11 protein-coding genes are annotated in these 10,576 nt (G+C 72.4%); 6 read left to right on the top strand and 5 right to left on the bottom strand.

Annotated elements, in window-relative coordinates; all coding sequences use genetic code 11:
- Positions 1 to 75 precede the first annotated feature (75 nt).
- Genes B4M60_RS03755 through B4M60_RS03745 form a run of 3 tightly spaced genes read right to left on the bottom strand, consistent with a single transcriptional unit; the run spans position 76 to position 3,655 of the window.
- Positions 76 to 870 carry a glycerophosphodiester phosphodiesterase family protein gene (locus B4M60_RS03755; RefSeq protein WP_291080425.1) on the bottom strand — a complete coding sequence of 265 codons (795 nt, stop codon included), beginning with the start codon at positions 868 to 870 and terminating at the stop codon, positions 76 to 78.
- A gap of 37 nt (positions 871 to 907) precedes the next feature.
- Entirely contained in the window at positions 908 to 1,750 is an 843-nt protein-coding gene (locus tag B4M60_RS03750) for a DUF4328 domain-containing protein (RefSeq protein ID WP_291080423.1), read from the bottom strand.
- 60 nt (positions 1,751 to 1,810) lie between these two features.
- Positions 1,811 to 3,655, bottom strand: a complete 1,845-nt coding sequence (locus B4M60_RS03745; RefSeq protein ID WP_291080421.1) for a pyruvate kinase — start codon at positions 3,653 to 3,655, stop codon at positions 1,811 to 1,813.
- A gap of 271 nt (positions 3,656 to 3,926) precedes the next feature.
- Here B4M60_RS03745 and B4M60_RS03740 point away from each other — a divergent pair, with 271 nt between their 5' ends.
- Positions 3,927 to 4,130, top strand: a complete 204-nt coding sequence (locus tag B4M60_RS03740; RefSeq protein WP_007629661.1) for a cold-shock protein — start codon at positions 3,927 to 3,929, stop codon at positions 4,128 to 4,130.
- A gap of 87 nt (positions 4,131 to 4,217) precedes the next feature.
- Here the strand turns inward: B4M60_RS03740 and msrA are convergent, their stop codons facing one another.
- Positions 4,218 to 4,859 (bottom strand): peptide-methionine (S)-S-oxide reductase MsrA, encoded by a 642-nt coding sequence (gene msrA / locus B4M60_RS03735; RefSeq protein ID WP_291080412.1) that lies wholly within the window; start codon positions 4,857 to 4,859, stop codon positions 4,218 to 4,220.
- 139 nt (positions 4,860 to 4,998) lie between these two features.
- Here msrA and B4M60_RS03730 point away from each other — a divergent pair, with 139 nt between their 5' ends.
- Both B4M60_RS03730 and B4M60_RS03725 read left to right on the top strand, forming a co-directional pair.
- On the top strand, positions 4,999 to 5,172 hold the full coding sequence (locus B4M60_RS03730) for a hypothetical protein (RefSeq protein ID WP_291080410.1): 174 nt from the start codon (positions 4,999 to 5,001) through the stop codon (positions 5,170 to 5,172).
- A gap of 68 nt (positions 5,173 to 5,240) precedes the next feature.
- Positions 5,241 to 6,662: a DUF2252 domain-containing protein gene (locus B4M60_RS03725; protein WP_291080408.1), complete on the top strand. Its 1,422-nt coding sequence runs from the start codon at positions 5,241 to 5,243 to the stop codon at positions 6,660 to 6,662.
- Here B4M60_RS03725 and B4M60_RS03720 read toward each other — a convergent pair.
- On the bottom strand, positions 6,651 to 7,112 hold the full coding sequence (locus B4M60_RS03720; RefSeq protein ID WP_291080406.1) for an NUDIX hydrolase: 462 nt from the start codon (positions 7,110 to 7,112) through the stop codon (positions 6,651 to 6,653). The genes B4M60_RS03725 and B4M60_RS03720 overlap by 12 nt on opposite strands.
- 161 nt (positions 7,113 to 7,273) lie before the next feature.
- Between B4M60_RS03720 and B4M60_RS03715 the strand changes: the two genes are divergently transcribed.
- The 3 genes from B4M60_RS03715 to B4M60_RS03705 form a co-directional block, all read left to right on the top strand.
- Entirely contained in the window at positions 7,274 to 7,876 is a 603-nt protein-coding gene (locus B4M60_RS03715) for a superoxide dismutase (RefSeq protein WP_291080404.1), read from the top strand.
- 111 nt (positions 7,877 to 7,987) lie between these two features.
- Entirely contained in the window at positions 7,988 to 10,045 is a 2,058-nt protein-coding gene (locus tag B4M60_RS03710) for a neutral/alkaline non-lysosomal ceramidase N-terminal domain-containing protein (protein WP_291080402.1), read from the top strand.
- 61 nt (positions 10,046 to 10,106) lie between these two features.
- A partial coding sequence (locus B4M60_RS03705; RefSeq protein ID WP_291080399.1) for an SDR family NAD(P)-dependent oxidoreductase occupies positions 10,107 to 10,576 on the top strand: 470 nt, incomplete at its 3' end.

The raw sequence follows: 10,576 nt of genomic DNA, 5'->3' as shown, positions 1-10,576 counted from the left end.
CGCAGCGCACGTCGCAGCCGCAGCGCACGTGGCCGGAGCAGACCCGGGCCCGCCGCGAGCCCCACCTCCGAGAACTCAGCCCGCCGCCGGCCCCTCAGCCCGGGGCACGCCCCCGTCGAGGACGGTCAGCGCCCGCGACGGGACGTTGGTCCCCACCCAGTCCACGCCCAGGTCCCGGCACAGGAGCAGATCGGCCGGGTCGTCCACGGTCCAGCAGTAGGTGCCCATCCCCCGCGACCGCCAGTATTCGACCAGCCACGGCCGGGCCCGGAGCGCCCCGATGCTCGGGCCCATCAGTTGGGCGCCGACCCCCTCGGCCGGCCACGACTTGAGCACGTTCCGTCGCTCGCGCAACTGCACGGCGGGGATCTCCGGCGCCAACTGACGGAACCGGCGCACCGCCATCACCGAGAAACTCATCATGACCGCGCGGGAGTCGGCGAACGACGCGGGCCGGTCCATGCCGAAGTACCTGAGCTCGTCGCGCAGGGCCGCCTCCACGCGCCCTCCCGACGGCACCGGGTGCTTGGTCTCGAGAAACAGCCTGACCTGCGGGAACGCCTCGGCCATCACGAGGAAGCTCCGCAGCGTCAGCAGCGGCTCGGGCGCGCGGTGCACGGGGTGCCAGCTCCCCAGGTCGAGGGTCGCGAGCTGGTCCAGGGTGCTGGAGTGGACCCACAGGTCGCGGTCCGCCACCCGCGTGGTCCGGGGGTCGTGGAGCAGCACCGGGACGCCGTCGGCGGTGAGCCGGATGTCCACCTCGAGGGCCTCCGCGCCCTGTTCCAGCGCCTGCTGAAAGGCGACGAGGGTGAGCTCGGGGAACTGGGCCGAGGCGCCGCGATGGGCCACGACCCCACTCCGTGTGGACACGGGGGACGGCGGATGGGTGGTCACCGGGACCGTCATCTCACTCCTCTCGCGATGCGGGTGCCCCTACCATCCCCCGCACGAGCAGCCGCCGGGTGAACCGCGGGGAAGGGTCGCCGAAACTCCGCATGACGGACCGTGTCTCCCGGACCACCCACACCGCCGCGAGGGCCGCCAGGCCGGCGAGCAGCACCGTGTCGGCGGCGGCCTGGGGGCTGTCTCCGGTGCTGCGCCACCACGCGGCCAGGACCAGCACACCGTTGACGGTGAAGGCCGCCCACCAGCGGCGCACGGCGGACCTGCCGGGTGCGCGGGGCGAGGCCCGGCGGAGTTCCTCCAGGTAGACGGGGAGACGAACCCAGTTGACGACGACGACGAGGCTGCCGATCCACAGCTCCGCCCGTCTCCGCGGGTCCGGGGCGGGGTCGTACACGCGTCGGCGCGTCTCGACGAGCCATGCCGTGGCCGCGACGGCCGCCGCGGCACCGACGAGGAGCGCCACGGCCCCGGCCACCCACACGAGCGCGGTTGTGGCGGCCTCGACCCACCACGGGGCCAGACGATCGTCGTACCAGGCGAGGGCCGCGTAGCGGAGACCGTGCGCCACGGCGGACGCCGCGAACCAGGTCCCCGCCGCGGTGACGATCCCGGGCGCGGCAGCGGCCGGCCACGCGCGCGACGGTCGCTCCGGCCGGTCCGTGCGAGGGGGGATCGCGACCAGCGGCAGGCCCCATCTCGGGGTCGCCGGGTAGGCGGGTGTCCGGTCACCCCACGCGGGGCCCGCGCGGTACCGCGGCGGGGGCGGACGGGTGCCCTGCAGCGGGGGCCGCCACGGCGGGTGGGCGACCCAGCGCCACCGGCCGGTCCGCCGCGGTGTGGTCATGGCGACCATGCTGGCACAGGCCGGGCGGCCGACGTGCGCGGTCGGTGCCGGTGCCGGGGGTCAGTCCCAGCTGTCCACGTGGCGCATCAGCGGCAGCGCCTTGCGCTGGATCCGGCCCATCCGGGAGTGGATCGCGTCGAGCGTCTCGATCGCCTCCGCCACGTACGGGCCCTTGTTGAGCATCACGCACTCCGCCCGCTGCGCCGAGCCCGCGTCGGAGATCTCGGCGCGGGACGGCATGCCGGTCTTGGTGAGGGATTCCAACACCTGGGTGGCCAGCACGACCGGCACCCGGGCCGCCTGGCACATCAGGGTGATGTTGCGCGGGATCTCCGAGAGCGACTCGAAGCCCATCTCCACGGCCAGGTCCCCGCGGGCGATCATCACGCCCACCCTGTCGTGCCGCATGGCCTCGAGCAGGAGCGCCGGCAGCGAGCGGTAGGCCTGCCTGGTCTCGACCTTCAGCAGCAGACCCAGCTCACGGCCGGTCTCGGCGGCAGCCTCCTGTAGCGCGGTGACCGCATCGGCCACGTCCTGACGGGTGCGCACGAACGACAGCGCCACCACGTCGGCGTGCCTGGCGGCGAACCGCAGGCTCCGCCGGTCCTCGTCGGTCAGGGCCGGGGTGGCCACCTCGACCCCGGGGACGTTGATGCCTTTCTCGGAGCCCAGCCAGCGGCCGCCCTCGCGGCAGCGCACCACCTCCAGGCGGGCCCACGGGCCGTCCGCGGCGGCGTCCCCCGGGGTGGCGGTCACCTCCGCGGCGATCACCCCGTCGTCGAACAGCACCCGGTCCCCCACCGACAGCGCCTCCACGACCTCCGGCAGGGCGCAGCCCAGCCTTATCTCCCCGCCGTGGCGCGGCGGCTCCACGGGCTCCATGTCCGAGGTGAGCAGGATCGAGTCCCCGCGCCGGACCCGGATCCGGCGCGGGACCGCGGGGATCCCGCGGACGCGGGTGCGCCCGAAATCGCAGTCGATCGTCGTACCGTCCCGCACCCACGCGTTGCGCTGGCCCTCGGCCAGCATCCCGTCGGCCCCCGCGGAGACCACGGTGAACCGCCGCCCGACCCGCCGCGTGTCGGGAACGTGGATCACGTCGCCCGGTGAGCGGGCCGCCAACCACTCCGGGTCGACGCGCACGCGCAGGGGCGCACGGCCCCGGGTGACGGGCGGCGCCGGGGCCACGGCGGGGTCGACGCCGTCGGCGGTCAACCAGATACGGGCGGGTTCGACGACGGTCCCGTCGTCCTCCCTCGTGACCCGGGCCCGCCCCACCGGCGCGCCGAGGGCGATCGGCCCGGTCCGCAACTTGGGTCCGGCCAGGTCCATGGAGACCGGGATCCGCCTGCCCACCGCCCCCTGCGCGGCGCGGACGTGCGCGATCATCGCCTCCCACCGCTCCGGGTCGTCGTGGGCGCAGTTGATGCGCGCCAGGTCCATCCCGCGCTCGGCGAGGTCCAGGACGAATCCGGGGTCGTCGGCGGCCTTCGACGGCAAGGTCACCATGACCCGTCCCGACCGGCCGTGACGGGCCCGGCCCAGGAGGTCGTCCGCATGGTCCGCCAACGCGGCCTCCCCGGCATCGCGGGCGGCGGCCGTGGCCTCGCGGTCCGCGAAGGCGGCCGGATCCTCACCGCGGAGCGCGGCCACCGCCGCACGGGCCGCGCCGAGAGCCATCTCCACGTCGTCCTCGCAGCCGACCAACGGCGAGACCCCCACGTCGAGCAACCGGTCCTGCAGGTCCCGGAGGTCGTGCCGGCGCAGGGTCGCGTAGTCGACGAGGTTCAGCGCGCCGCCGCGGTGGGTCGGCGCGCACGCGTCCACCTCGGCCGCGTGCCCGGGACGGCCCCGGGAGAGGTCGGCGAGGAGCGCATCCAGGTCACGGGCGAGGTCGGAGTTCACGTGCACAGTCTCGCCGGGCCCGGGCGGGAGAGCGACCCCGGAACAGGACACGGCACCGGGTGTTCACGTGCCCGTCACCCGGCGGGGGTGACGGATGGCCTCCCACCATGTAGGGTCATACTCAGTAGTTGAAATCGTACGTTGTATTTCTGTAGATCCACCGTCCTTGAGAGAGGACGATGCGGCACCGCAGGGAAACACACAGCACGCTCTCTGCTGCAACATCAGGCGTCCCGACAAGCGGGGCGCCGACTCTCGAAAGGACGCCACTATGGCAACCGGCACCGTGAAGTGGTTCAACGCTGACAAGGGCTTCGGCTTCATCGCGCCCGACGACGGCTCGGCCGACGTCTTCGCGCACTTCTCCGCCATCCAGGGCTCGGGCTACCGCTCGCTCGAGGAGAACCAGCAGGTCTCCTTCGACGTCGCGCAGGGCGCCAAGGGCCTGCAGGCGGAGAACATCACCCCGATGTGATCCGAGGTCAGAGCAATCTGACTTCTTACGATCGTCGACGAGGGCCCGGCCCGGGAGAAATCCCGGCCGGGCCCTTTCGTGTGCCGATCAGATCGGGCAGGCCACCCCGCTGCGCACGTGGCAGTCGTACCCGCCCGGGTTCTTGAGCAGATACTGCTGGTGGTAGTCCTCGGCGTACGAGTACTCCCCGGACCTGACCTCCTCGAGCATGCCGAACTCCGTGGTCAGGGCCCCGAATCCGGCGGCGTCCAGCTCCTTCTGGTACGCCGCGGCCAGGCGCCGGGTCGTGGCCTCCTGCTCCCGCGTGGTGGTGAACACCGCCGACCGGTACTGGGTCCCCAGGTCGTTGCCCTGCCGCATGCCCTGGGTGGGGTCGTGCCACTCGAAGAACGTCGCGAGCAGCTTCTCGACCGGCAGCACTGCCGGATCGAAGACCACCAGCACCGCCTCGGTGTGGCCGGTCCGCCCGGTGCACGTCTCCTCGTAGGTGGGGTTCGGCGTCCACCCCCCGGCGTAGACGGCGGCCGTGGTCCACACACCGTCGAGCTGCCACAGGATCTTCTCCGCACCCCAGAAGCACCCCATCCCCAGCACGATCACCTCGTGTCCCTCGGGGAACGGCGGCACCATGGGGTGTCCCGTGGCGAGGTTCGCCGGCGCCACGGGCACCCGCTCCGTCCTGCCCGGCAACGCCGATCCTGCGTCGATCACCTCGGTCGCCGTGCGCATCGCGGAATGTCTGATCGCGTCCTGTAGCCAGCCCATGCCACAGGGTAACCCCGTCGCGGGAACGTGATCACGGTGTGATGTGACGAACGCCACAGCCGGCGCTAGGGTGGGCAGCAGATTGACCGAGGGGGAGCTCGACGTGACCACTTCAAAGCCCGCCGCCCAGCAGCTGCGGGAGATCCTCGACGGCGACTCGGGTCGGCCGTTCGAGGGCTCCGGGTGCAGTGACCACGTCCGCCGTCGCAACCTCCGGGTCAGCGTCGCCGGCGCGGTGCTCCTGCTGATCGTGCTCCTCGCGCTCCTCGTGCTGTGATCCACCCCGTGTGATCGACCCCAGTGTGATCGACCCCGTGTGATCCACCCCGTGTGGTCGAATCGGGGATGACCTCATCCACGGACAGACCCCCGATCAGCGCGGACACCGTCCTGCGGGTCCGCAACCTCCTCCCGCCGGGCGCCCCGACCGGCCGGGCCGTGGACGCCGGCCGCGCGCTGCGCTCCGGGTGCCCGCGCAGCTCCCACCGGGAGCTCGCCGCCCCGGACCACCGCGATCCGCTCGCCGTGATCGAGCGGACGGAGGTCGGCCGGCTCCCCGACCTCCTCGGGGTGCGCGCGGAACGGATGAGCGAGTCGGAGTTCGCCTATTTCCGCGGGACGGCCGACGTGATGGCCGCGGACCTGGCCGCCGGGCCGTCGACCGGCATCGACCTGGTGATCTGCGGCGATGCCCACGTGAGCAATTTCGGCCTGTACGCCACCCCGGAGCGCAGGCTCGTCTTTGACCTCAACGACTTCGACGAGGCGTGGATCGGCGCGTGGGAGTGGGACGTCAAGAGGCTGGCCGTCTCCGTGGACCTCGTCCTCAGGGAGAAGGCGGTCGACTCCGCGGCCCGGGCGGAGGCGGTCGCCTCCGTGGTCAGCGTCTACCGCGACGCGTTGGCCGTGAAGGTCCGGGAATCCTCCCTGGACCGCTACTTCTCCTCGGTCGACGCGGACTGGCTGCTCGACGCCGCGGAGACGCACGAGACGCAGAGCATCGAGCGCTCCCTGCGACGGGCGCGGCGCCGGACCTCCGAGCAGGTGCTGACCAAGATCACGACCGAGGGCCCGGAGGGGGATCACCGGATCGTCCACGACCCCCCGGTCCTGGTGCCCCTGGGCAGGGACGGGCTGGAGGAGATCCACGAGCGCTTCGACGAGTACCTCACCTCCCTCCGCCCGGACCTCGCGCTGTTGATGTCGCAGTTCCACGTGGTGCACGCCGCCCGACGGGTGGTGGGCGTCGGGAGCGTGGGCACCCGATGCGCGATCGTCCTCCTGGAGGAGTCCACCGGGGCCCCGTTGATCCTGCAGATCAAGGAGGCCGGCCGGAGCGTGCTCGCGGAACCGTCGCGGATCGATGCCGCCGAGGACGGTTTCCGGGTGGTGACCTGCCAGCGGATCCTCCAATCCGCCTCCGACCCGTTCCTGGGCTGGAGCTCGAGCAGCACCGGCCACAGCTTCTACTGGCGCCAGTTCCGCGACATGAAGGGCGACCTCGACCTCGACCGGATGAAGGCCCGGGGGGTCGTCCGGTACGGCCGGCTGTGCGCCGCGCTCCTCGCCCGAGCCCATTCCCAGAGTCCGAACAGCGCCGCCGTCGCCGGGTACCTGGGCAGGAGCGACGTGTTCCCCGCCGCGATCGCCGAGTGGGCCGGTCACTACTCCGACGTGGTGGCCGCGGACTACCGCGCGTACCTCGCCGCGGTGGCGGCGGGGCGTTTCGGCGGCGACGAGGTGGGCCCCGGCGGATCAGGTCGGTAGCGGGCTCCCGTGCCCGCGCATCCCGCGAGCGACCCGCACGAGCAGCGGGGCCCAGGGGGCGCAGTCGTCCTCGGGGAGCCCGGACACCGCCTCCAGCTGGACCGGGGTCACCCAGCGCGCCTCGGCGATCTCGGCCCGCGGCTCCTGCCCGCCGTCGACCTCGGCGGCAAAGACCTCGGAGACCAGCCGGAACCCGGGTTCGTTGGCGGTGGCGGTCTCGAAGCGCCCCAGCGGGGTGAGCTCCCCCGGTGCCAGCGTCACGCCCAGCTCCTCGCCGATCTCGCGGATCGCGCACTCCAGCGGCGTCTCGCCCGATTCCCACTTCCCGCCGGGGAGCATGAAGCGATCCGTTCCCGACTTCCGGACCGTGACCACCGCCCCGTCGGGTCGGGTCAGCACGACGGCCGAGACGGAGATGACGCGCGCGGCGGGCGTATCCGAGTGATCCACGATGCCGATCATGGCAGGTGGGCTGCGCCGCCGGAGGGGCGGCTCGTGCGGTGGCCGACGAAGGCGGTGAGCCATCACTATGGTGGGACACGGACGTCGTGACGGGCGCCGCGGGCGACGCCCGCGAGCAGCCCGTCACTCAACTGAGAGGACTCACCACGATGGCCGAGTATGTTCTTCCCGATCTCGACTACGACTACGGCGCTCTGGAGCCGCACATCTCCGGCGAGATCATGGAGCTCCACCACTCCAAGCACCACGCCACCTACGTCAAGGGCGCCAACGACGCGATCGAGCAGCTCGCCGCCGCGCGCGAGGACGGCAGCATCGCCGCCAAGGCCCCGCTCCTGAGCAAGAACCTGGCCTTCCACCTCGGTGGCCACACCAACCACTCGGTGTTCTGGAAGAACATGTCGCCGAACGGTGGCGGTCGGCCCGAGGGTGACCTGGCCGCCGCGATCGACGCCGACTTCGGGTCGTTCGACAAGTTCCAGGCCCACTTCAACGCCGCCGCCACCACGCTGCAGGGCTCCGGCTGGTCCGTCCTGGGGTTCGACCACATCGGTCAGCGCCTGGTGATCCAGCAGCTCACCGACCAGCAGGGCAACATCTCGATCAACATCACCCCGCTGCTCATGCTGGACATGTGGGAGCACGCCTTCTACCTCCAGTACAAGAACGTCAAGCCGGACTACGTCAAGGCCTTCTGGAACGTCATCAACTGGGCGGACGTGGCCGAGCGCCTGGCCGCCGCCAAGGGCTGACCGGCCGGATCACAGCACCACAGCACCACCGCACCACAGCCGGGCCCCCGCGCAACGAGCGCGGGGGCCCGGCGTCTCACCCCCGACCCGCGCACCACCCAGGGAGCCCCGATGACCCGCAGCGACACCGGCCACCACGGCGTCCCCCGACGCACCGTCCTGGGCGGGGCGGCCGCGCTCGGCGGGATCGCCGCCCTGCAGTCGCTGCTGCCCGCGGCCGCCTCCGGGCAGTCCACAGCGATGTTCGTCGGCCGCGGCATCGGGGACATGACCGGCGAGCCGCTCGGCGCGGGCATGAACGGGTACGCGGACACCGAGCAACTCGCCGTCGGGCTCCACCTGAGGCAGCGGGCCCGCGCCTTCGTCTTTGCCGACTCGCCGTCGTCGCCCCGGTTCCTCCACGTCACCGCCGAGATCGGCCTGGTCTTCCAGTCGATCCAGCAGGAGGTCCTGCGGCGCCTGGCCGCCGAGTTCGGCGGCACCTACCACGAGGGCAACGTGGTCATCACCGCCACGCACACCCACGTCGCGCCGGGCGGGACGTCCGGTCACCCGATGGTCGACCTGTCGATGCTCGGCTTCCGTCCGGTGACGTTCGACGCCAACTGCGCCGGGATCGTCGACGCGGTCCGCATGGCGAATCGCGACCTCGCGCCGTCGACCGTCGGGGTGACGACCGGAACCCTGCACGACGCCGGCGTCAACCGCTCCCGCGGGTCCTTCGACCGCGACTCCCCGGACGAGCGCGCCCACTTCCCCGCGGGGATCGACCCGCGGTCGCAGTCGCTGCAGATCACCCGCGACGGCAGGCTGGTCGGCGTGCTGAACTGGTTCGCCGCGCACGCCACCTCGATGACCTCGCACAACCGGATCGCCTCCTCGGACAACAAGGGCTACGCCGCGTGGCACTGGGAGCGCGAGGTGGCCGGGCAGGACTACCTGGCCGGCCGCACGCCGGAGCTGGTGACCGCGTTCGCGCAGACCAACCCCGGCGACGTGAGCCCCAATCTGGACCTCGCGCCCGGGCGGGGCCCGACGCCCGACGAGTGGCTCAACACCCGGATCACCGGCGAGCGACAGTTCGCCGCGGCCCGGGACCAGGTGGACCGCGGCGTCCGGCCGCTGGGCGGCGGGATCGACGTCCGGCACCGCTGGGTGGACATGTCGGCGGTCGAGATCCGCCCCGAGTTCACCGGCGACGGCCGCGCGCACCGGACCGCCGTCGCGGCGCTGGGGGCGGCGTTCGCCTCCGGCAGCCAGGAGGACGGCGGCGGCGGCGACGAGCTGCCGTTCGCCGAGGGCGACCGCGGCGGAAACCCCGCCGTCAGGGCGGTCACCGACGTGGTGGTCCCCGCCTGGCTCCGCGAGGCGCACGGCGCCAAGGACGTCCTGCTGCCGGTGGGCCTGGTGCCGAACGCCATCCAGCGCGTCTACCCGTTCCACCTGGTCCGACTGGGCGGGCACTACCTGTTCTGCCTGGGATTCGAGCCGACCGTCGTGGCCGGATTGCGGCTGCGCCGCACGCTCTCGGCCGAGTTGGGCGTGGCCGAGGACCGCATCACCGTGCAGGGCTACTCCAACGCCTACGGGCACTACGTCACCACCCCCGAGGAGTACTCCGCGCAGAACTACGAGGGCGGCGCGACGGCGTTCGGGCCGTGGACCCTGCCGGCCATCCAGCAGGTCGCCGCCGATCTGGCGCGCTCGATGCGGGCGGGGACGCCGCTCGATCCCGGCGGCCCCGAGCGCGACCTCACCGGCCTCATCCCGGTGTCCCCGCTGGGCAACCCGGTCGTGGACACCCCGGCCCCCTTCCGGCGGTTCGGCGACGTCCTCGATCCGCCCCTGGCGGAGTACCGCGTGGGCCAGCGCGTGACGGTCCGGTTCTGCGGCACGCACCCCAACTCCGACCTGCGCCGCGGGGACACCTACCTCGCGGTGGAACGTCGCGACGACGGCCGCTGGGTACGCGTCCACGACGACGGGGACTGGTCCACGATGATCGTCTTCGAGGGCCTGCTCACCGTCACCAACGCCCTCATCACCTGGGACATCCCGCCGGGCACCCCGGCCGGTGCGTACCGCGTGGTCTACACGGCCTCGGGCCGCGGGATCGACGGCCGGCTGTTCCCCGTGCGGGGGGAGAGCACGGCCTTCGACGTGCGCTGACCTCGTCTCTGGGACACTGGGGGGGACATTCGTTGCAGTTCCTAGTGAAAGGACATCGCCCGTGGACATCAAGGGTGCTTCCGTCATCGTCACCGGCGCCGCCTCCGGCCTGGGCAACGCCACCGCGCGGTCGTTCGCCGAGAAGGGCGCGATCGTCTTCGGCCTCGATCTCCAGCAGTCCATCGACAAGGCGGCCGAGCAGGGCATCGACGAGGGCATCACCCTCCTCGCCGCCGACGTGACCAGCGAGGACGACGTCAAGGCCGCCATCGCCAAGGCCACCGAAGCCGCGCCGCTGCGCGTGGTGGTCAACTGCGCCGGCATCGCCCCGGCCGCCCGGATCGTCTCCAAGAAGGGCGTGCACGCGCTCGACCTCTTCCAGACCTGCATCTCCGTGAACCTGGTGGGCACGTTCAACGTCATGCGGCTGGCCGCCGAGGCCATGTCCACGCAAGACACCGTGGACGAGGACGGCCAGCGCGGCGTCATCATCAACACCGCCTCCGTGGCCGCGTACGAGGGCCAGGTCGG

The sequence above is a fragment of the Dietzia sp. UBA5065 genome (assembly GCA_002415925.1).
Classification (GTDB): domain Bacteria; phylum Actinomycetota; class Actinomycetes; order Mycobacteriales; family Mycobacteriaceae; genus Dietzia.
Note: the sequence above shows the minus strand (reverse complement) of the source record. Positions and strands in the feature narration are given on the sequence as shown.